The sequence below is a fragment of the Flagellimonas nanhaiensis genome, assembly GCF_003382275.1.
GTDB lineage: Bacteria > Bacteroidota > Bacteroidia > Flavobacteriales > Flavobacteriaceae > Flagellimonas > Flagellimonas nanhaiensis.
On record NZ_QTJX01000001.1, the window covers coordinates 696,759 to 719,888 of the forward strand.

Genomic DNA, 23,130 nt, shown 5'->3' on the forward strand with positions numbered 1-23,130 from the left:
CTATGCGGTTTCTGTCTTCATCAAAATAAAGGTAAGACCCGTTTCTTCAGAGGTATGCAAATGACCAAGGCTTCCTTTTTTGTCCAGCAGTCGGCCACCTAGCTTCTCGACCGCTTTTTGTGATCGATAGTTATGTTGATCTACATGAAATAGAATGTAATCGAAATGTTTGAACGCGTATGCTATCATCAACGATTTAAAGGATTTGTTATAGACACCTCCCCAATAGTTTCTGGAAAGAAAGGTCCAACCAATTTCGATGGCCTCATCCGAATTGTCTGGTTTTTTGAACCTGGAACTTCCAATGATTGTTTGCGTAGCCTTATCAATAATAACAAATGCACCTTTAGAGTCCATAGCTCCTTTAAAAAAATCTTTGAAAACCTCCAGTTCCCATCTATCAGGGTTTTGATGAAGTTTCCAAATCATGGGGTCTTTAGCTACTTGGTAAAGAGCTTCAAAATCTGAAACTTGAATTGGTCTGACAAGCACCAAATCGTTTTCCAAGGTTGGCTGTAGGTTCACCATTAGGGTATGTTCTTTTCTTTTTTGATGTCGGGTTGATTGGCTACTTCAAATGTGAAGATATCGTTTCGAGCGTAGTGCCCAGTAACATCAAAATCCATTTTACCTTTGATAACATCCTGTAAATCCAACTCCGCTGTCAATACACCTGCTTCTCCAAACAGAGGCCCTGCAATTATTTTCCCTTGAGGTGAAACGATGATGCTACCACCTGGGCAAATTTCTTCCGGGTCATCGCTCAAAAGAGCTTGGTATTTATCTGGATACATAGTTTTGGCAAAATATTGATTGCACCCCAATACAAAACACCTTCCTTCCAACGCAATTTGTTGCATAGTAGTGGTCCATTCTGGTCGGGAATCTGCCGTAGGAGCTATATAGATTTCCACTGCTTTTTGGTACATGGCCATTCGTGCCAGGGGCATATAGTTTTCCCAGCAGATTAAACCGCCCAACTTTCCAATTTGGGTATGAAAAGTGACCAAGGACCCACCGTCTGCCTCGGCCCAAACAACACGTTCTGTACCCGTAGGTTTTATTTTGCGGTGTACCCCAAGGAGGCCATCCGTAGGGGATATGTAAACCATGCTGCAGTATAGACTGCCGTTTTGCTCTTGCTTTTCGGTTATGCCAATCACGAGATAAACACCATTGGTTTTTGAGATTTCTATGAGACGGTGTATGTCCTTGCCGTCCAAGGAAACACTATTGGCATGATATTGGGCATAAAGTGCTTTTCCATCAGCGGTCCGGCTTCCAATTTTAGCACCAAAATCGAAACCCCTGGGGTACCCGGGCACAAAAGACTCAGGAAAAACCAAAAGTTGACATCCTTGGGCAGCATGAGCCACTACGATATTTTCCAACTTGTCCAAGGTCTTTTGTTTATCAAAAAAGACAGGGCTATCCTGTACAACGCCAACTTTTACTTTCATTTCAACGCCTTGGTTTCGATATAAAAGTTTCGATCAACCATCAATTCTTTTCCTTTTATGGATTCTGTTTTCCATTCTGAATTCTTTTCAGGAAAGAGCCAAATTTCCTTGTCATCTGCAAAAATCCGGATTGGCATATCAAAATCTTCAACTACATCCACATATCGATAATCGATGTTTTCTCCATCAAACTTATACTCTAGTATGGGTATTTTGGTTGTTCGTAGGTATTGATTGAAGAAAGCGGAGAGGTCTTTTTCCGTCTCCGTGCTCAAAAACTGCTCTATTTGCTGGGAGGTAACGGTTTGATGATAAAATGTTTTGTTCATTTTGCGAAGTATTTGCCTCCATTTTTTATCATCTTCAATCAATTGACGAAGCGTATGCAGAATATTGGCACCTTTATAATACATATCGCCAGAACCACTTTGATTGACATCGTAGGGACCAATAATTGGTCGGTCGTTCTGAATGTTTTTACGGGTTCCAATCACATAATCGGCCGAAGCTTCGGAGCCAAAATGGTAGTCCAAGTAGAGGTTTTCAGAATAAGCGGTAAACCCTTCATGAATCCACATATCGGCTATGTCTTTGTAAGTTATGTTGTTGGCAAACCATTCGTGGCCCGCTTCATGAATGATGATGAAATCAAACTTTAGCCCCCATCCAGTACCAGATAGGTCCCTTCCTAAATAACCATTTTGGTAGCCGTTTCCGTAAGTGACCGAACTTTGGTGCTCCATACCCAAATAGGGAACTTCCACCAACTTAAAACTATCTTCATAAAAGGGATAGGGACCAAACCAGTGCTCAAAGGCATCCAGCATCATGGGGACTTGTTTAAACTGTTCCTTGGCCTTTTCCAGATTTTCGGGCAAAACATAGTAGTCCAAGTCCAATGTTCCTTTTTCACCTTTATATTTTTCACCAAAGTGAACATAGTTTCCAATATTCACATTTACCCCGTAGTTGTTGATTGGGTTGGCTACAAACCATTCGTAATTGGTATAGTCGCCATAAGAATATGAATCCCTTAGCCTACCATTTGCAACGCCAAAAAGATCTTTTGGCACATCGATACGGATTCGCATGCTATCAACTTCATCATACATATGGTCCTTGTTTGGCCACCATACACTAGCTCCCAAACCTTGACAGGAAGTAGCCACAAATGGGTTGCCGTTTTTATCTTGCTTCCAAGAAAAACCTCCATCCCAGGGAGCCCTAATTGCCTTTCTTGGTTTTCCAGAGTATTGTACGTACAGTTCATTGAACTCTCCGGGAATTTGTTTTTTCTTGAGGTGGATAAAGTGTGCGGCTCCCTCCGAAGTAAAGTCCAAATCTTCTTTATCCTGTGAGACAGCATCAATTTTAAGAGGTTCTTGAAGGTCTATTTGAATAACATCATTTTCTTCCAATACTTTGTATCGAATGATATTGTACCCTGCAATAAACTCCTTGTCCGGTTGAACCTTTAGGTTTAAATCATAGTAATTCAAATCCCACCATTCACGTTCAGGGGTGATACTTCCCCGGAGCGAATCTTGTCGTGTAAAGTTTTGGGCCGAGGCAACCAAGGTCCCGAATAAAAATATAGCTATAACTAAATACTTCATGACTATCTAAATACTTTGTTAGGAAAGACCACAGGGCTTTCATGACCATCTTTGCCAACGGAAGCTACCCCAAAAAGGTAATTGTCTATTACAATGCCGTGCAAGGTGTGCTCGGTTACATCACCAACATATTTATAGTGGTCCCAAGTTGGTGAGGTGGTATCCCTCCAATAGATTTTATAACCCGTGGCTCCATCCACTTTATTCCATTTTAATTTAGCCGAAGGCTCAACGATTCCACCAATTTCAACAGTTGATGGGGCAGGGGGAGCCCAAGCAATTGAAGCAAGGGAAATGGCATTGACCGCGGTAAGTTTTTTGGCGTAATCAAAATTCACATGTTCCAGAACATCGCCGTAGGCGATTCCATCTTCTACACGGATATCTTGATGCTGTTGGGTATAGTTTTCATGTGCCTCCATGATTCTAATGCCGGCAAAACCAGCATCATTAAATGGTCTGTGATGACCACCACGACCAAATCTATCTAAACGATAAATGAGCATCGGGTTCATCTCGGGCATATAGGTTTTTGTGGTTTTATGGACATATCTGGCAAGTTGGCGCGAAATTCCATCTACTTCTCCACCATAAAATCGTCTAGCTCTTCTTTGGTCTTCAGTTTCGGTGGGAGGCACCGGCTCGGAGAATATTCGGAAATCGCGATTGCTGATAACTCCATCCACTCCTTTTATATTTCCAATCATATCATTATTTAGAACCCCAACAATATCCCAACCTTTTTCCTTGGCATATGCTGCCAATCCCTTACCGCCATAAAGTCCTTGCTCTTCCCCGGAAAGTCCAACGTAGATAATGCTACTTTCAAATTGATATTTGGAAAGTACCCTTGCAGCTTCAATTGCACCGGCCATACCACTGGCATTGTCATTGGCCCCTGGAGAATCGGAAGTAAAGTTATTGGGGTCACTTACGCGTGAATCGATATCCCCACTCATAATGATAAACCTGTTCGGGAACTTGGTTCCTCTTTGAACCGCTAGTACGTTGACCACCCAAACGTCTTTTACTATTCGTCTTCCATCACCTTTTTTTACAAGGTCTTTTTGATAAAATACATCAAGACAATTGTTGCAATCGGAGGAAATCTTATCGAACTTGGATTTGATCCATCTTCTTGCGGCACCAATACCCCGTGTTTGTGAGATTGTGTCACTCAGTGTGTGCCTGGTACCAAAACTGACCAAAGTAGTGACATCTTTTTCAATTCTGTCAGCAGATACAGCTTCTATAATTTCGTATAATCGGCTTTCGGTTTGAGAAAATAGAGTGGCGGTGAACAATGATATCACCAAAAAAGCGTAAAATTTCTTCATGTATAAGATTTAGTTGCCAATAACTTCTATAAATACTCCGTCTGGATCCTGAAAAAGAATAAAAGTTCTTCCATCGGACAAATTTATTGGAGTTTCACCAAGTAATGGAACATTGTTCTCTTTTAATCGCTTTAGGATTTTATCTGTTGACTTTATGAAATAAGTGGTGTATTGCATTCCATTCCGATCTTGGATATGTTTGTCCGGAGCGGTTTTTTCATTGCCGAAGGCAACCAGTTTCAATTCTGTGGCATTGGGGTCGTCCACTACTTTCATTATTTTCACATCAAAAGGAGTGCCACCGCTCAATCCAGATCTTTTACCGAAGGTTTCATCAATACTAAAACCTCCTGTTTCCTTCATTCCCATGATTTTGGTATAAAAGTCCAAAGAGGTTTCGATATCTGAAACAATTATTCCAATGGATATGGAGGGATTGGCATATTCGGTCTGTGTCCTACCAACAGTAATGGACAATGTTAAAAATAAAATACTAAGAATAGTATGCTTCATAGTTTAAGGGTTTTGATTTCTTTAAAGTAGCAAATCGGGTCAATCTATAAAAGTAACCTTGATTATTTTTCCATTTTGGACCTCATAAACGGCCACAGCATTAATTTGAGCACCATTGATAGTGACAAATTCTTCGTCAATAACCTTATTTCCAATAACAATACGATTCTTTATCTGGCAATGAAGGTCTGGAGTAGTCTCAAAAAAGGATTCGTATTGCTCTCTCATTTTATCTTTTCCTTCGGAGATTAAGTCGTTGGGAAAATTGTATAGTTTTATATCATCCGAGTAAGTATCCATGAATGCGTCAATATCTCTTGCGTTATAGGCATCCAATTGTTTCTGGACAATCACCTTTGGTGATTCATCCGCTACAAATGCCAATCTGGTATGGCTTGAATTTACAGCGATTCTGGTGATATTATTGATTTCTTCCTGTTCAAATCGCATTACTTGTTCCCAGGCTACGCCAGATTCCACGTCAAACATAAAAAGGGATTTGCCGGAGCCAGTTAAAATTACGCTTTCATTCAACCAACATATATCCTCTTCATTGTTATACGTGTTCGCAATTCTTTCGGAATCTCCGGAAATGGGATCAATTGACTTTACCTGCCAAATATTGTTTTCCTTACTGATAAAACTGATTAAATCGGTTCCGGGAATTTTGTGAAGCGACCTTCCTACATTTTTTTCCAAGGTACGATGGGTATTGTCCTTGAGATTGCTTACCACCAAATCCAACCTGTTTTCCTTCAATACCGATGAAACCAGAATGTGGTCATTGTACCAAACATGGTATCCAATTTTCAATTCTGCCAATGGTTTGGAATCTCCCGTGCGGAGGTCATATTCATAAAGTAGTTGTAGCCCATCCAAGTCCAATCTAATAGCTGAAACTGCATTTTTTTCGGGAATTCTCAATGGGGAATATTCGCTTCCAGAAGGGGTGTCAGAAATCCAAGAAGAGGTACTTCCCTTATTGATGTTGAACTTCAGAATATCTGTTTGACCAGCGCGAGTCGAAGAAAACAACAGTGTGTTATCGTCCCAAAATGAAGGCTGATTGTCATACCCTTCGTTGTTTGAGATGTTTTTTGGATTTGAAAGTGTGGGTTCACCATTTTGGATGTCCAAATCAAAAAGATAGACCTCTGTATTTGTTTGTCCAATTAATAGCGTGGTTCCAAGGAACCAAAAAAGAAAGAATAGCCGATGTGTCATGGTTAGGCAAAGCGTTTTAAAAGTTCACGAACCCTTTTTGTGTTTTCCACATGGTATTTGGCCTGGGTTTTTTTGAGACCGACTTTTATGGTAATGGCAGAGTCCGGGAGTTCCTGGAACATGAATTCGTCGGTCCAGTCATCTCCAATGGCCATAACAAAATCATAACTATCTTCTCCTAACATTCTTACGGCAGCCCTACCTTTGTTAACATTGCTGCTTTTAACCTCCATTACTTTGTTTCCATTGAGTACACTAATGTCATCATTGCCAATAAGGCTGGTGAGTACGGTGTTCAGTTCATTGGCTCTTTTTTCACCAAAGTCGGGGTCGGTATTCCGGTAATGCCACGCCAGGGAATAATTTTTTTCTTCAACAAACGACCCAGGTGTCCTGTCCACAAAAGATTCCAAAACGGGTCTTATTTTCTCCATCCATTCGTCTTTTACTTTTTCCAGCAATTTGAAATCATCTCCGTCAGTAGAAATCCACACCCCATGTTCCACGATCATGTTGTACTTTTTTGGAAGAAACCATCTTCCAAAAGTCTGTTTATCACGTCCACTTATCAAAAATAGGGTAGTGTTTTCTTGTTGTTGCAGTTGGTCCAAAAGACTGTAGAGTTCGTCATCGGGTGACGCTTTTTGAGGGTCTTTGTGAAATCCTACCAGGGTACCATCGTAGTCTAGGAACAGTAGACGTTTTTTGGCTTTGGTGTATTTTTTATCAATGTCCTGCAAAATATCCTTGGATAGTTTTTGGGAGATAAAGTCGTCCCCACCTTCCTTTTTTTGTTTTAGGGCGTTCATAAATTCATTGGCCCATACCTCCACATTATAGCGTTCCAGCCTATTTTGAAGAAAGGTGTTGCGAGATTTCTGCTCTTCTTCGGGCATGGTTATGGCCCTTTTCAGGGTATCGGCCTGTTCTTCAAAATTATTGGGATTGATCAACAAGGCTTCATTCATTTCATAAGCAGAACCGGCCATTTCACTTAAGATCAACACTCCGGTCTTATCCGTTCTTGTGGCAATATATTCTTTGGCTACCAAGTTCATTCCGTCCCGCAAAGGTGTAAGCCAGGCAATGTCACTAGATGTATATAGGTCTATGAGGTTTTCAAATGGCAAAGAGCGATAAAAGTACCAGATAGGAGTCCAGTTTACGGTTGCCAATTCTCCGTTTATTCGGCCCACAAGTTCATCGATTTCTCTCTTGAGCAATTGGTACTGGGGCACGTTGGACCTAGAGGGAACTGCAAGTATGATGAGCCTAACCTTTTCCTTGTATTCAGGGTATTTGTTGAGAAAGTACTCAAATGCGTTTATTCTTTTTGCGATGCCCTTACTGTAATCCAAGCGGTCGATGGACAAAATCAATTTGGTGTCCGGGGCAGATGCTTTATGGCTATCGAGTCTTTTTTGAAGATCGCTTTTATGGGTATTCTTGTTCTGCTCATGGTCCTGAGCTGCGGTCTTGAACTTTTTGTAATCAATGCCCATGGGAAAAGAATCTACCTTAATCACACGGTTGTCCAAATAAATGTCATTGAAACTCACCTCCAACCCCAGAAGTCTTCTTACGGAACTCAAAAAATGCCGCTCGTAATCATAGGTATGGAAACCGATAAGGTCAGAGCCCAAAAGACCTTGCAAAACTTCTTCACGCCAAGGTAGTGTCCTGAAAATTTCATAAGAGGGAAACGGAATATGTAGAAAGAAACCAATGGAAGTATTTGGTCTTTTTTCGCGTACCATTTGTGGTACCAGCATGAGCTGATAATCGTGCACCCAGATAACGTCATCTTCACTTGATTTTTCTATGATTGCATCGGCAAATTTTCTGTTTACTTCCCGATATGTATTCCAAAAATCAAGTTCAAATTCAGAGTACTCCAAGAAATAATGGAACAACGGCCATATGGTTCTATTGCTAAATCCGAAATAGAACCCTTCCACCTCTTCTGCCGATAAATTGACCTTTGCACAGCCATTCTTTTCGAGGGCTTCATCAATATCCTTCTCAAGCTCGGGAGGGGTATCCTCTTGGGTAAGTCCGGACCAACCCACCCACAGGCTTTCATTACCACTGTGCACTGATTTCATTCCCGTAGCCAAACCGCCAACACTTGGTATGGCATCGATATTTCCATTGCTAATTTGCAATTGAATGGGTAGTCTATTTGAGATTATGATAGTTTTGCCCATAAAAGAATGCTTTTAAAGGGTTTTACTTTTAAGTTTTTTTAAAATTCGTGAAATTCGGGCGCAAAACCAATTGATTGAAAACCTTTTATGGATATTTGATTTATGGAGAACTTGGATTATGGAATTATCGGTAATTGTAGAAGTGCGGCCTTAATATCAAAAACCGGTTCTTTGGACTGGTGCTGTTTGCCACAATTTGATTCTACTTCGGTATTTGCAAAATTATTGGATGAAAACAATGGAGGAAGCTTTGAAATAAAAGTGGAGGAAGACTATTCCATTCATCAGCATTATCATAAGAACACGGCTATATTGGTTACGCGGTACGCCAAGGACGAAGACATCTTTGAGGTTCATGATTTTATGCCACGACATCTTAAACTCAACAATGGAAAATACAATGCTCCCCCCGAAATTGTACGCTATGTGAAGCATATTTCCGGAGCACCAAGATTCAGGGCCATTTATAATCCCAAACTTGAATATGGTCTAGGACAAACCGACCATCACGTAAAGGCAAATTTTGTGGTCAGCCTTACCAAAAAATCAAAGTTTGACACCTTATTTCTCTACACATCTTTTAACAAGAACACGGTTATGGATGGAGGGGAGATAGTTCTTAAAGAGGATGGGTTTTTCTCCATTTGCTATAACGAAAAGATTCTGAAGCCTACTACGAACAAAATGGCCTTGGAACTTGAAAGGACAAAGGTTTACTGGTTGGACTGGGTGGACAAAACCCCTACATACCGACAATTCAACAACGAGATCATCCGTAGCGCAATAACCCTAAAAATGTTGACCTATGACAGAACCGGAGCAGTGTTGGCGGCGGCTACAACATCCTTGCCAGAGACCATTGGGGAGGTACGAAATTGGGACTATCGGTTCTGCTGGATTCGAGATGCCTCCATGGTAATCAAGGTGGTTTCTGAACTTGGACATAAAAACTCTGCAAAGCGCTATTTGCAATTCATAATTGATTTGATGCCAGACAAGGATGAGAAACTTCAAATCATGTATGGCATCAACAAGGAAAAGACCCTTACGGAACATACTTTGGACCATCTGGAAGGTTATAAAGGTTCCAAACCTGTAAGAATAGGTAATGCGGCTTATAAACAACGTCAGAATGATATCTATGGCATCTTAATGGATGTTATCTATGAGCAATTGGCCAAGTTTAGCAACGATATTGAAAATGGAGAAGAATTGTGGAGCATTACCAAAGGTATTGTGTGGATAGTAGGAAAACACTGGATGGAACCAGATAAAGGTATTTGGGAATTCCGTGGAGAGGATCGACATTTCACCTTCTCAAAGGTGCTATGCTGGGTAGCTCTGGATCGAGCCATTAAGGTGGCCAAAATGTTCGGGAAACACCGAAAGATTGAAAAATGGACCGCTCTGGAACAAGAAATTAAAAAGGATATCCATGAGAATGCTTGGAACAGTGAGATCAATGCATTTGTGCAATCTTATGGTTCTAAACATTTGGATGCATCCGTGCTTCTTATGGAGTCTTACGGCTTTATCCATGCTAAGGACCCCAAATATGTTAGTACGGTACGAGCCATTGAGGAAAACCTTAGCAATGATGGCTTGTTGTATCGGTATAAGAATGAAGATGATTTTGGACTACCTTCATCATCCTTCACCATTTGTACTTTTTGGTTCATCAACAGCCTCTTTAAAATAGGGGAAGAAGAAAAGGCATTAGCCTATTTTGAGCGTTTGCTGAGCTACAGTAATCATCTAGGTCTTTTTAGTGAGGATATCGACTTTAAAACCAAACGGTTGTTGGGCAACTTCCCGCAGGCGTATTCCCATTTGGCGCTAATAGAATGTGCTATCAATTTTTCTAAAAAGAAGAGCGAGGAAAAGATTTTGGAATCTATTGGCTGATTTTGGTTGATAAATGTTTTTCCCCAATGGTTTTGATTTTCTTCAAGAGCATAGATAAATGTTCCATTGTGGTAAAAGGGTTCATCAGGGTGGTCCGTAAATAATGGACACCTTTTAGTTTGGTCTGAACCAAATAAAATTCGCCATCTTCCAACAACTCCTGTCTTATCGATTGGTTAAGTGTGTTCAGTTGCTCCAAGGAAAGATTTGGAGCCAAATATCTAAAGCATAGAATGTTAGATACTGGTTCTATGGCCAGCTCAAAGTCAGAATCTGTCTTGAGCAGGTGTGCAAAACCCTTGGCAAGATCGAACAGCGTCGTTACGTTTTGGTTAAAAACCTCTTCACCATAAAACTTAAGGAGAATGTACCAATGTAAGCTCATCATGGATTTGGTGCATTCAAAGGTTCTTTTTCCCCCATTGTACCAGTCTTCTTCATCCACATTGGTCAATAGGTAATCAGCCTGTTGAGTAAATGTAGTGTGTGAATGCCTCCCATCCTTGTAGATTAAAGCTGTGGTGATTATGGGCATCATCATCATTTTATGGCCATCTATCACTACAGAATCGGAGTTGGCAATTCCATTTAATAGGTGGCTATATTTTTTAGAAAAAATGGCAGCTCCACCATGCGCTCCGTCAACATGAAACCAAAGTTTCTTTTTTTTGGCAAAGTCTCCAATCGCCTCTAGATCATCATAAATACCGGTAGCCGTTGAAGGTGCGCTTCCAACTATGGCAAATACCTTGGTGCCTCTGTCTAAAGCTCCCTGATAGTATTCTTCCAATTTTGAAGTATCCATGGCATACCCATTCGTCACCGGGATTTTGATGATCCCCTGTTCACCTAAACCCATGATCTTGGCAGCCCTTTCTATGCAGTAATGGGCCTCTTCGCTCACCATGATACCTAGGGGTTGGGTGTAGCCATTGTTCCACACATCTTCTTCGGCAACGGCTTTTCTAGCAGACAATAGGGCCGTAAGATTGGCCAAGGTTCCTCCTGAGGTCAAAATTCCTCTAGACTTGTTGTGATATCCTATTTTTTTTGCCAACAAATCGGTTACGGTGCGTTCGATACCGGTTGGGGCCATGCCCATCTCATAGACGGCCATGCCGTTGTTCAGCATAGAACCAATCATTGCAGTAAGAGCTGTTATGGGAGCTGGGGGAGCTACTTGGTGCCCGACGTATTTTGGATTATGCGTATGGGTGGTTCTTTTCAGGACTTCAGAATAAAAGTCATCTTTTGTTCCATTTTGAAGAAAATCCTTCCAAAAATCGAGCTCGTTCTCCGGACTGTTCCAATTGATTGTTTTTTCATTTTTACCAGAGATAGTGCCTTCCAGATGGTTGGCTAGCAGGTCTACGATTTTATATCCTTCGGTTTTAAAACGGTGACTGTTGTATAGAGAGTGAAGTAATGTCTTATCCATAGGATAAAGTTATGTGCTCTGATCAAGGCTTCAAAATTTATCCTTGAAAACTACAACTCCTATGGAAACCTTGGATTGTGTCTCTCAATGTACGCTGATTTGATGCAAAGAGAATTGCCGTTCAAGGTGAAGGAATTTTCGTAAAAAAGGTGCGCGTTTGTGACTCATTAGATGTAGAATTGGCTATTTTAGGCAATTGTATAAAAATGCCAACTACATGAAAAAACTAACCTCACTTGTACTTTTATTTTCTACACTCGGGATGTTTTCCCAAACAAAATTTGAAAAAGGATATTTTATAGATAATCAAAACAATAAGGTAGAATGCCTTATCAAAAATTTAAGGTGGCTCAACAACCCTAAGGAGATTCAATACAAATTGAATGAAAATGGAGATGAGAGGTCTTTTAGTGTTGAAAACTCCAAAGGATTTCAGGTATATAACGGGCCGTATTATCACCGGGTCTCTGGCGAGTTCCCCATTACCACTGCTTTGACTACGGACAAAGGAATTGAGGCAACTCCCAAGTTGGTGGACCGCGAAGTTTTTGTAAAAGAGATTATTACTGGAAAAGCTTCGCTTTATGAGTATTACGATGAAAATGAGCGAAACTTTGTACTATTTACAACAGAGGACAAGCAAACCCCTATCATATTGCTCTATAAGCAATATATCAGGGTGAATTCCAACGATATAAAAGAAAACAATATCTATCGCAGACAATTGTTGGAACATCTGAACTGTGGTACCGTTGAGGATATCCAGAAAACAGCATATACACGAAAATCCCTGGTTTCATATATTTTGTCCTATAACAAATGTGTTGATCCCTTGCATGAAGGAAAGGAGATTGACAAAGCGTCTTTCAAAACCAAAACAAAATTAGGTTTGATTGTATTTGGAGGAGTTGCCAACTACGGTTTCGACCCAAGTTCTATTAGAGACATTGATTTTGAAAATAAGGTTAGCCCTACCGTAGGGCTTGAACTCGAAGCTATTTTACCTTTTGGTAACAACAAATGGTCCGTATTTTTATCTTCTCAGTATGCTTCATATAAGGCAAAAGGGAAAACAACTTTAAACAATGTGGAGCTAGAGGTAGGGGACATTGAGCTAAGCCAAATTGTAAATAATTTTGGTGGAAGGCACTATATGTTTTTTAGCAATAACCTTAGTGTTTTTATGCAGTTTGGCGCCACTTTGGACCATAATACTACAAAAAACTTCAATCCTAATTCTGAGTTTCGCAGATCGGTGTACGAGATTCGTTCCTTCAATTTTGGAGGTTTCGGAGGGGTTGGACTTTCAATAGACCAAAAATATTATCTAAACACAACATATTTTGTAGGGGGTAGTATTTTACGTAACGACTTGGATAGCCCCAACAATTTGAAGAGATTTGTAGTCTCGGTTGGAGTCAAACTATAAAAAAAACCGCTCCTAAAAGGAGCGGTTTCCAAATCAGCTTCGTCTCAGCATTATTTGAATTAGTCAAAGGTATACCCGTTATCCGCGGCTACTTTATCTGCAATTTGTGTGCGTAGTGCCACGACATTGGGTTGGTTTGTGTATTTCGTAAAACGCTTAAGCCCCATGAGCATCATTCGTTGTTCATCTCCCTCAGCAAAGGAAACAATCGCTTCTTTTCCTTTTTGGTTGATGATATCTACCGCTCTGTACAAATTTAATTTGGACATGGCTATTTGAGAGACCTGAGCTTCTTCACCGAAACGTTTTGCATTTTTTTCTGTACGAAGAATGGCAGATTCGGCCAAGTAAATCTGAATCAAGATATCTGCTGCCGACATTAATAGCATCTGGTGATTTTCCAAATCCGGACCAAACTTTTGAACAGCACTTCCAGCAACCATTAGGAAGACTTTTTTCAAGCGGGCCACTAAATCCTTTTCTTCAGAGAAAAGTTCAGAAAAATCAGGTGTGTCAAAAGAAGGAATTCCCATTAATTCCTCACCTACTGCTGTGGCAGGCCCTAGAAGGTCCACATGGCCTTTCATGGCTTTTTTGACCAACATACCCACGGCCAACATTCGGTTGATTTCATTGGTTCCCTCATAGATCCTAGCGATACGGGCATCCCTCCAGGCAGATTCCATGGGTGTATCTGCACTAAAGCCCATTCCACCAAAAATCTGGATTCCCTCATCTGTGGTGTCCTGTACATGTTCTGAAACCGCCACTTTCAGGATGGAACACTCAATGGCATATTCTTCAACACCTTTAAGCTCTGCTTCTTGATGCGAATTGCCCTCGGATTCACGAATAGCAATTCTATCCTCAATATTTTTTGCTGCGCGATAGCAGGCCGATTCATCCACATACGCATTGGTGGTCATATCCGCAATTTTTGCCTTTATGGCCCCAAAGTTCATAATCGGGGTCTTGAACTGAATGCGTTCGTTTGCATATTTGGTTGCCTCGGTTATTACCCTCCTTTGTGCTTCCAAACAGGCGGCGGCCAGCTTTATCCTACCCACATTCAGGGCGTTCATGGCAATCTTGAACCCGTTGCCCCTTTCAGAAAGCATGTTTTCAACAGGAACTTTGGTCTCATTGAAGAAAACTTGTCGGGTAGAGGAGGAGTGAATACCCAATTTCTTTTCCTCATCACCTAGGGTGATGCCGTTCTCTGGGTCATTTTCTACAATGAACCCAGTAATGTTTTTGTCGTCTTCGATTCGCGCAAAAACAATAAAGAGGTTGCAGAATCCCGCATTGGAAATCCACATTTTTTGCCCGGTGATATTGTAATGCTTTCCATCTTTAGACAAAACGGCTTTGGTTTTTCCTGAATTAGCATCAGAGCCAGCTCCTGGTTCTGTCAAACAATAGGCACCGAACCATTCACCAGAGGCCAATTTGGGAACATACTTTTGCTTTTGCTCCTCTGTACCGTACAAAGTAATGGGCATCGTTCCGATTCCTGTATGTGCACCAAATGCTGTACTAAAAGAACCGGTTGCACCAGAAATGTAGTCGCATACCAGCATGGTGGACACAAAACCCATTCCCATTCCACCGTAGGCTTCTGGTACTGCTACACTAAGAAGACCAAGTTCACCGGCTTTGCGCATGCACTCTTCGGTATAAGCATAATCCTTTTTCTCAAAACGTTCCCAATGCGCCCAAAGTTCACGGTCTACATATTCCTTGGTGCTTTCGCGCATCATCTTTTGCTCCTCATTGAGGTCCTCCAGGGTAAATACGTCTTCGCAATTGGTTTCTTTTACCAAAAACTGACCACCTCGAAGTATATCTTTATTTAGGGTTTCGGTACTCATAATGTTAAGTGTTTAGTAATTAGTAGTGAGTATTGAGTTCAGATTTTTTTAAAGAATATCTCATATCTCAATACTGAATTCTTATATCTCATTTAGTTTAAAAATTCATAAATACCAGCTGCGCCCTGTCCTGTTCCGACGCACATGGTTACCATTCCGTATTTGCCTTTCATGTCACGTTTACGCATCTCATCAAAAAGTTGCACGGACAATTTTGCTCCAGTACACCCTAAAGGGTGTCCCAAAGCAATGGCACCTCCATTTACATTAACAATGTCCTGGTTCAAATCCAGTTCGCGCATCACCGCTAGTGATTGCGAAGCAAAGGCTTCGTTCAGTTCAATAAGTTCAATGTCATTTTGTTTCATTCCGGCTTGCTTCAGTGCTTTTGGGATGGCTTTTACCGGACCGATTCCCATTATTCTAGGTTCAACGCCAGCAGCCGCATAGTTCACCAAGCGGGCAATAGGTTCAAGGTTCAATTCTTTTACCATTTCCTCGCTCATTACAAGAACAAAAGCCGCACCATCACTCATTTGGGAAGAGTTTCCTGCGGTTACGCTGCCATCAGCGGCAAAAACAGGCCTCAATTTGTTCAAAGTAGGAATATTGGTGCCTTTTCTTGGTCCTTCATCCTTGTTTACCGTATAGGTTTTGGTCTCCTTTTTTCCTGACGGATTTACAAAGGTGTGTTCAACCTCGATGGGAACAATCTGCTCTTGAAATCTATCTTCTTCCAAGGCTTTTAAGGCTTTCATATGGGAATTGTAGGCGAAAACATCCTGATCTTCCCTGGAAACCTTGAATTGTTTTGCCACTGCTTCAGCAGTTAATCCCATTCCCCAATAATAATCTTCGTGACCTTCTTTGGCCGTAGCATAATCGGGGGTGGGCTTATAACCTCCCATTGGAATGAAGCTCATACTTTCTGAACCTCCAGCGATAATACAATCGGCCATTCCAGATTGAATTTTTGCAGTTGCGATTCCAATGGTCTCCAATCCAGACGCGCAATAACGGTTAACGGTTACGCCGGGAACATCTTCGATGTTCAATCCCATGAGAGAAATTAATCTAGCCATGTTCAGTCCTTGTTCGGCTTCTGGCATGGCATTTCCGACGATGACATCATCAATGCGCTTTTTGTCCAATTGAGGTACTTCCTTCATCATGTGCTCAATGGTCTCTGCTGCCAGTTCGTCTGGTCTTTTGAATCTGAACAGGCCTCGAGGAGCTTTTCCTACTGCAGTTCTGTATGCTTTTACGATATATGCTGTTTTCATTTTGAAATAGATGCTAGATTTTAGTATTGAGTAGTTAGTTCAGTTTTCATTAATGACTTTTGAAGACTATAATTCATTTTTTGAATTTCAACACACAACTCAATTAAGGTTTGTACTCTTTCTTTTTTAATTAGATTTAATTCCATGGACAAAATCAGTTGGGTCTGTAACTCATAGGTTGAACCATTTGCAATGCTTAAAAAGTGTTTGAATTCTTTTTGGGAATTTCTACCTGCTCCCTCAGCAATATTTGATGGTATTGAGATTGAACATCTCTTCATTTGCGATATTAACCCATACTGTTCATCCTTTGGCAACTCAGAGACAAGCAGATAAATAGCTTTGGTCAATTCAATTGATTTTTGCCATATTTTTAAATCATCTACTTTATGCATGTCTAACTACTTATGTCTAATGTCTCAATTCTATGGTAACCTAGTTGCGAAGTGGTTTACCTGTTTTCAACATATGTTGGATACGTTCCAATGTTTTTCTTTCTGTACATAGTGAAAGGAATGCTTCCCTTTCCAAATCCAATAGATATTGCTCGGTAACGTAACTGGCTTCGGACAAATCTCCACCTGCCATAACGTAGGCCAGTTTATTGGCCATTTTTTTATCATGTTCCGAAATATATTGCCCAGCTTCCATGGAATCAGTCCCTACTAGGAACATGCCCAATGCTTGTTTGCCCAATACTTTGACGTCCTTTCTTTTAGGTGGTTTGGTGTACCCAGCTTCTGCCATTAATTTAGCATGTGCCTTCGCTGTAGCTATTTGTCGGTCTTTATTGACAACCACTACATCTTTTCCTTTTTGAAGGATGCCTAAATCAAAAGCTTCATAGGCCGAAGTGGATACTTTTGCCATCCCAATGGTCAAGAAATATTCTTGAAGCACGTTGAGCTCCACATCATTTTTTCTGAAGGTATCTGAAGCACGAAGCGCCATTTCCTTGGAGCCACCACCACCTGGAATCACACCGACTCCAAACTCCACTAAACCTATATAGGTTTCGGCAGCGGCCACAACTTTATCGGCATGCATGGACAATTCGCATCCTCCGCCCAAACACATGCCGTGTGGGGCAGAAATGGTTGGAATTGACGAATAACGCATGCGCATCATCGTGTCTTGGAAATATTTAATGGCCATGTTGAGCTCATCATATTCCTGTTCCACAGACATCATGAAAATCATTCCGATATTGGCGCCCACTGAGAAATTGGCAGCTTGGTTACCTACAACCAAACCTTGAAAATCTTTTTCGGCTAAATCAATTCCTTTGTTGAGTCCGGCCAAAACATCTCCACCAATGGTGTTCATTTTGGACTGGAATTCCACGTTAAGGATTCCATCGCCCAAATCTTCAATGACCACGCCACTATTTTTGAAGACTTCATTGGATTTTCTGATGTTGTCCAGGATGATAAAGGCATCTTGTCCTGGTACCTTTTCCATGGCCTTTTTAGGGATGTCATAAAAATAGGTAGCCCCATCTTTTACGGAATAGAAGGTGTCAATTCCAGCATCTTTCATTTCTGTAACCCAAGAAGCGACTTCCAATCCTTCCGCTTTGATGAACTCCAATCCTTTTTCCAAACCAACAGCATCCCAAATTTGAAATGGACCGTGTTCCCAGCCAAATCCGGCCTTCATGGCATCATCTATTTTATAGAGTTCATCCGTAATTTCTGGAATACGATGGGTAACATAGGCAAATAAAGCTCCAAAACTCTTCCTGTAAAATTCCCCGGCTTTGTCCTTTCCGGCAGTCAATACTGAAAAACGGTCAATGACCTTGTCAATGGTCTTTGTCAACTCCAAAGTGGCGAATTTGGCGCTTTTCTTGGAACGATAATCCATGGTGTCCAAATCCAAAGTCAGGATTTCACTTTTTCCATTGTCTCCTTTGACTTTTTTATAGAATCCTTGTCCGGATTTGCTACCCAGCCATTTATTTTCCATCATGGTATTGATGAAATCAGGGAGTTGGAATAATTCATGGCGCTCATCGTCCTTGCAATTCTCACTAATTCCATTGGCAACATGCACCAAAGTGTCCAAACCAACAACATCCACTGTGCGGAAAGTAGCAGACTTTGGTCTACCGATTACCGGCCCGGTGAGCTTGTCCACTTCTTCCACGGTCATACCCAAATCCTTTACGGCATGAAACAGACTTTGAATGCTGAAAATTCCTATTCGGTTACCAATAAATGCAGGGGTGTCCTTAGCAACTACTGACGTCTTCCCTAAATATTGCTCTCCGTACCCGTTCAAAAAGTCCAGTACATCTTTAGATGTATTTGGACCAGGGATGATCTCGAATAACTTTAAATATCTAGCAGGATTAAAAAAGTGCGTTCCGCAAAAATGTTTTTGGAAATCCTCACTTCTTCCTTCACTCATAAATTTAATGGGAATCCCAGAAGTGTTGGAAGTAATCAATGTTCCAGGAGTTCGGTGTTTGTCCAGATTTTCGAACACTTGTTTTTTGATGTCCAAACGCTCCACGACCACCTCAATGATCCAATCAACCTTGCTTACCTTAGAGATATCATCGTCCAAGTTTCCAGTTGCAATGCGACTCGCAAATTTCTTGTGGTAGATAGGAGAGGGTTTTGATTTTAAAGCTGCAGTCAGGGAATCGTTCACCAAGCGGTTTCTGACCACTTTGTCCTCAAGGGTAAGTCCTTTGGCCTTTTCTTTTTCATTGAGTTCCCTTGGAACAATATCCAGCAGTAAAACCTCGACCCCAATATTGGCAAAGTGACAGGCAATGCCACTTCCCATAATACCGGAACCGACAACGGCAACTTTATTGATATGCCTTTTCATTTATGAAATACAATTAATTAGTTGTTTTGATATATATTTTTTTGTCTGAAATGAGTTTGTTGATAACATCAGCGGTTTTATAAAAACCTACTAAGTCCTCTTCGGAAACGTGTTCCCGAACCACATCGTTGAATCGTAGTACCACATCTTTGGAATCCTTTCTTTTTTCCAATCCTAATGCGGTTAGATGGATTAAGACACCTCTTCCATCTTTTGGATTGGGTTTCCGTTGAATATAACCTCGTTCTTCAATGTTCTTTAGAATCCGCGAGAGGCTGGTGGCTTCCATTCCCATTTTTGGACCTAGAGCTGTACTGGGAGTGCCTTTTTTGGGATCAATGCTCAACAAGGTAAAACCAATGGCCATGGTAAGTCCATAGTTTTTAGCTTCTTCGTTGTACATTTTGATAACTGCCTGCCAAGTGGCCCGGAGCGCATAGTCTATCGTCAAATCTTTCATGAACATAGGTTGAGGTGTTCAAATATAGCAAAATTTATTATGCATGCATAATAAATTTAAAGGGATGATCAAAAATTATTATGGATATACTAGAATTGGTCAATTGAAATGGGACATCTATCAAATGGGAACCTTCTATCCGGGTACCTTGTTATAAACTAGTGGTAAAACTTTATATGATGAAAAAATATCTCAGTTACTTTTTTATGTGCCTGGGGCTTGGACTCATGGTCTTGGCCTGCAGCAAGGATGATGACAAACCTTCGGAAAGCAATTCCCCAACCATTGAAAGCTTTTCGCCGGAATTGGGAGTAGAGAACACATTGGTCACCATTACCGGAACCAACTTTGCCACTACTACCAGTGGCAATTTGGTAAAATTCAATGGAGTAACGGCAGTGGTGACGAGTGCAAGTGCCACTCAGATCATCACCAGTGTGCCAAATGGTGCCACCACCGGGAAGATTACGGTTAAGGTAGGGGATAACACGGCAACTAGCACTAAAGATTTTACGGTTACAGAAATCATAAATATTGAGCTTGATAAGAGTACATTGGAGTTGTTCACTTTTGAAAGTGAGACACTTGTTCTCACGGGGGCAGGAGATAATACGGTTGAATGGAGCTCAGATGACGAAACAGTTCTTACGGTTGATGAAAATGGTAAGGTAACCGCTGTGGGAGCAGGTTCCGCTACAATCACTGCTAAGGTTATGGAAAATTCGGCCACTTGCACCGTTACGGTGAACCCAAATGTATATGCCGCAGGGAGTAAAGATGATTATAACGCTATATGCTGGAAAAATGGAGAGCCTGTTGAGCTTACTGATGGTAGCACTGAGTCCCGAGCAAGTTCTGTTTTTGTATCTGAGGAAGGGGATGTGTTCATTGGAGGAAGAATTTGGGACAATGGTAATGGCAAGTATGTCGGCATGGTCTGGAAAAATGGGGAAGAGCTCTATAGTATAGATGACGCATTTGATGTTTCTGTAAGTTCAATATTTGTAGACTCCAATGGAGATGTATTCACTGCGGGCTATATGGAAGATGAAAATAGTGACAAGCATGCATTGATAACTAAGAATGGAACTCAGTTATATTTAAATGAAAATGAATCTGAGGCGTATGACCTATGGGTTGATGGAGATGTTATTTATACTGGTACAGAGAAAGATACGGATACCAATAGAGATGTCGCCAAAGTTTGGTCAAATGGTGGAGAACTATATAGTATGAAAGGAGATACTGAAGGTATTCATGCAGATACCTATGCAAGGTCAATTGATGTCTATGGGAACGATGATGTCTATGTAGCCGGATATAGTAGTTTTACTGAGATAGAGGAACAAATAGGATTTATTTGGAAAAATGGACAGGAAATATATTCATTGTTTGAAGGAGGGCTGGCAAATAAATTTTATTCAATGGCTATTAATGGGGAGACTGGTGATATCTATACAACCGGACTTGCCAGCGGTATAGGTAAAGTATGGGAGAACGGTCAGGAGTATTACACTTTTAACGAGGGCAATGGCACCTCGTATGGAAGGTCTGTTTTTGGTTTCCAAAGCGATTTATATGTTGGAGGGTCCGAATTTAATGGTAACATTAAAGAAGGCAAAGTATATAAAAACAATGAGTTGATCTATAAGTTCAGCGGTGATAATGGGTCTGCTGAGGTAAATTCCATTTTTGTTAAATAGTAAATGCTGGGGTATAGAATAACAAAAAGGGCACCAATCTTGGTGCCCTTTTTATGAAAGTATTTTTCAACGCCTATAAATGTCATCGTAGAGCTTTTGGTACTTCTCCCGAATTATTTTTCGGCGAAGTTTCATGGTAGGGGTCAAGTGACCATCGTCCACGCTCCAGACATCGGGTGTTAATCTAAACTGCTTTACTTTTTCCCATTTGGCGAACTCTTCATTGGCGGCGTCCACTTCTTGTTGGATACGGGCAATTACTTTATCATTTAAAATGATATCCGAGTTTGCTCCAATAGTGACTTCATGTCTGTTTGCCCATTCATGTAAGAACTCAAAATTAGGTTGTATAAGGGCTGCCGGCATTTTTTCGCCTTCACCCACGACCATGATCTGTTCTATGAAACGGGATTGTTTAAAACGGTTTTCCAACAATTGTGGTGCTACATATTTACCTCCAGAAGTCTTGAACATTTCCTTTTTACGATCGGTAATCTTTAGGAAGCCTTCGGAATCAACTTCTCCAATATCTCCAGTGTGAAAGTAATCACCTGTCATCACCTCAGCAGTTTTTTCCGGGTCTTTGTAGTAGCCCATCATAATGTTGGGACCCTTACACAGAATTTCGCCATCATCAGCAATCTTCACCTCAACACCTTCAATAATGCGTCCAACTGTACCGATTTTCCATCCTTTGTTGCGGGCATCGTTTACTGAAATAACCGGGGAAGTTTCGGTAAGTCCGTAGCCCTCCATTACCGGCATTCCTGCAGCGGCAAATACCCGGGCCAATCTGGCTTGCAGCGCGGCACTTCCGGATACCATCACGGACAGATTCCCGCCAAGACCTTCTTGCCATTTACTGAAGATTAATTTTCGAGCAATAGCCAAACGCTTTTCATACCACCATCCATTTTTTCCATAGGGCTCATATTTCAACCCAAGTTCAACCGCCCAAAAGAAAAGTTTCTTCTTTACTCCAGTGAGCAATCCACCTTTGGCAATGATGGCATCATAGACTTTTTCCAGCAATCGGGGAACCACTGTCATTACATTGGGTTTGACCTCTTTTACGTTATCGCTGATTTTGTCCAATCCCTCCGCAAAATGGATTTCTATACCACAATATTGATAGAGATATAGTATCATTCGTTCAAAAATGTGGCATACAGGAAGGAAGCTCAAGGCGCTACCCCCTGATTCAAAAGGCACCCTTTTTTCACTGGAAATCACATTTGAAACAATATTGTCATGGGACAACATAACCCCTTTTGGTCTTCCTGTTGTTCCTGAAGTATAGATTAACGTAGCAAGACTTTCGGGTTGTACGGCGTCCTTTAGCTTTTCTACTTCGTCCTGATTGGATGCATCTGTTCCCATATCCAGGACCTCTTTCCAATTCTTACAATTGCCTAGGTCGTCAAAGGAATAGATGTCCTTTAGTTTTTTGAGTTTAGTACTGATGGCCAAAACCTTGTCCAAGACTTCGCCACACGATACAAAACAATATTTGGCTTCAGAATGATTGAGAACATATTCATAATCTTCTTCTGAGATGGTGGGATAAATAGGTACTGTTTGGGCTCCAATTTGAAGCACGCCAATATCCATAATGTTCCATTCTGTTCTGTTGGTCATGGAAATTATGGCAACCTTGTCATTAGGTTTTACGCCCAATCTGAGCAGAGCCCTGCTCACGGCGTTGGCCTTATCAATATATTCCTGCGTTGAAGTTGCTACCCAAGCGCCATTGTGTTTGGTTACCAATGACTTTTCAAGGGGGAGGTGTTTCAATTGATAATAAGGAAAATCAAATAATCGGGTAACTTTTTGCATAGTAAGT

17 protein-coding genes are annotated in these 23,130 nt (G+C 41.1%); 3 read left to right on the plus strand and 14 right to left on the minus strand.

All coding sequences use genetic code 11. The features are described from left to right. From DX873_RS03230 to DX873_RS03260, 7 genes are read right to left on the minus strand one after another with little or no spacing between them, the layout of a single operon-like run. A complete protein-coding gene (locus tag DX873_RS03230; protein ID WP_116183079.1) occupies positions 1–528 on the minus strand; it encodes a GNAT family N-acetyltransferase in 528 nt (175 codons plus the stop codon). Further along, positions 528–1,460, minus strand: a complete 933-nt coding sequence (locus DX873_RS03235; RefSeq protein WP_116183080.1) for a carbon-nitrogen hydrolase family protein — start codon at positions 1,458–1,460, stop codon at positions 528–530. The genes DX873_RS03230 and DX873_RS03235 overlap by 1 nt, the downstream gene beginning before the upstream one ends. After that, positions 1,457–3,076 carry a M1 family metallopeptidase gene (locus tag DX873_RS03240; RefSeq protein WP_116183081.1) on the minus strand — a complete coding sequence of 540 codons (1,620 nt, stop codon included), beginning with the start codon at positions 3,074–3,076 and terminating at the stop codon, positions 1,457–1,459. Before DX873_RS03240 ends, DX873_RS03235 begins: the two co-directional genes overlap by 4 nt. A 2-nt stretch (positions 3,077–3,078) precedes the next feature. After that, positions 3,079–4,413 (minus strand): M28 family metallopeptidase, encoded by a 1,335-nt coding sequence (locus DX873_RS03245; RefSeq protein WP_116183082.1) that lies wholly within the window; start codon positions 4,411–4,413, stop codon positions 3,079–3,081. Positions 4,414–4,422: 9 nt separating this feature from the next. Continuing rightward, positions 4,423–4,926, minus strand: a complete 504-nt coding sequence (locus DX873_RS03250) for a VOC family protein (RefSeq protein ID WP_116183083.1) — start codon at positions 4,924–4,926, stop codon at positions 4,423–4,425. Positions 4,927–4,965: 39 nt separating this feature from the next. Further along, positions 4,966–6,150: a nuclear transport factor 2 family protein gene (locus DX873_RS03255; RefSeq protein WP_116183084.1), complete on the minus strand. Its 1,185-nt coding sequence runs from the start codon at positions 6,148–6,150 to the stop codon at positions 4,966–4,968. Positions 6,151–6,152: 2 nt separating this feature from the next. Then, the gene (locus DX873_RS03260) at positions 6,153–8,357 is read right to left on the minus strand and encodes a bifunctional alpha,alpha-trehalose-phosphate synthase (UDP-forming)/trehalose-phosphatase (RefSeq protein WP_116183085.1); all 2,205 of its coding nucleotides are present in this window, start codon (positions 8,355–8,357) and stop codon (positions 6,153–6,155) included. Between the two features lie 102 nt (positions 8,358–8,459). On the opposite strand from DX873_RS03260, the gene DX873_RS03265 reads away from it, so the two are divergent. After that, a complete protein-coding gene (locus DX873_RS03265) occupies positions 8,460–10,262 on the plus strand; it encodes a glycoside hydrolase family 15 protein (RefSeq protein ID WP_116183086.1) in 1,803 nt (600 codons plus the stop codon). Here DX873_RS03265 and DX873_RS03270 read toward each other — a convergent pair. Further along, the gene (locus DX873_RS03270) at positions 10,252–11,700 is read right to left on the minus strand and encodes a pyridoxal phosphate-dependent decarboxylase family protein (RefSeq protein WP_116183087.1); all 1,449 of its coding nucleotides are present in this window, start codon (positions 11,698–11,700) and stop codon (positions 10,252–10,254) included. The two genes, DX873_RS03265 and DX873_RS03270, sit on opposite strands and share 11 nt — an antisense overlap. Before the next feature lie 217 nt (positions 11,701–11,917). Between DX873_RS03270 and DX873_RS03275 the strand changes: the two genes are divergently transcribed. Then, positions 11,918–13,129 carry a hypothetical protein gene (locus DX873_RS03275; RefSeq protein ID WP_116183088.1) on the plus strand — a complete coding sequence of 404 codons (1,212 nt, stop codon included), beginning with the start codon at positions 11,918–11,920 and terminating at the stop codon, positions 13,127–13,129. A gap of 59 nt (positions 13,130–13,188) precedes the next feature. Here the strand turns inward: DX873_RS03275 and DX873_RS03280 are convergent, their stop codons facing one another. The 5 genes from DX873_RS03280 to DX873_RS03300 all read right to left on the minus strand — a co-directional run bounded on the left by DX873_RS03280 (position 13,189) and on the right by DX873_RS03300 (position 19,584). Further along, positions 13,189–15,000, minus strand: coding sequence for an acyl-CoA dehydrogenase family protein (locus tag DX873_RS03280; RefSeq protein WP_116183089.1), 1,812 nt, complete (start codon positions 14,998–15,000; stop codon positions 13,189–13,191). A 92-nt stretch (positions 15,001–15,092) separates the two neighbouring features. Beyond that, positions 15,093–16,283 carry an acetyl-CoA C-acyltransferase gene (locus tag DX873_RS03285; protein ID WP_116183090.1) on the minus strand — a complete coding sequence of 397 codons (1,191 nt, stop codon included), beginning with the start codon at positions 16,281–16,283 and terminating at the stop codon, positions 15,093–15,095. 20 nt (positions 16,284–16,303) lie between these two features. Next, a complete protein-coding gene (locus DX873_RS03290) occupies positions 16,304–16,678 on the minus strand; it encodes a four helix bundle protein (RefSeq protein WP_116183091.1) in 375 nt (124 codons plus the stop codon). Positions 16,679–16,718: 40 nt separating this feature from the next. Then, on the minus strand, positions 16,719–19,124 hold the full coding sequence (locus DX873_RS03295; protein ID WP_116183092.1) for a 3-hydroxyacyl-CoA dehydrogenase/enoyl-CoA hydratase family protein: 2,406 nt from the start codon (positions 19,122–19,124) through the stop codon (positions 16,719–16,721). 13 nt (positions 19,125–19,137) lie between these two features. Then, positions 19,138–19,584 carry a MarR family winged helix-turn-helix transcriptional regulator gene (locus tag DX873_RS03300; RefSeq protein ID WP_116183796.1) on the minus strand — a complete coding sequence of 149 codons (447 nt, stop codon included), beginning with the start codon at positions 19,582–19,584 and terminating at the stop codon, positions 19,138–19,140. Between the two features lie 179 nt (positions 19,585–19,763). Between DX873_RS03300 and DX873_RS03305 the strand changes: the two genes are divergently transcribed. Beyond that, the gene (locus tag DX873_RS03305) at positions 19,764–21,287 is read left to right on the plus strand and encodes an IPT/TIG domain-containing protein (RefSeq protein WP_181899422.1); all 1,524 of its coding nucleotides are present in this window, start codon (positions 19,764–19,766) and stop codon (positions 21,285–21,287) included. Between the two features lie 66 nt (positions 21,288–21,353). On the opposite strand, the gene DX873_RS03310 is transcribed toward DX873_RS03305, so the two are convergent. Then, positions 21,354–23,123: an AMP-dependent synthetase/ligase gene (locus DX873_RS03310; RefSeq protein WP_116183094.1), complete on the minus strand. Its 1,770-nt coding sequence runs from the start codon at positions 23,121–23,123 to the stop codon at positions 21,354–21,356. Positions 23,124–23,130: the final 7 nt, after the last annotated feature.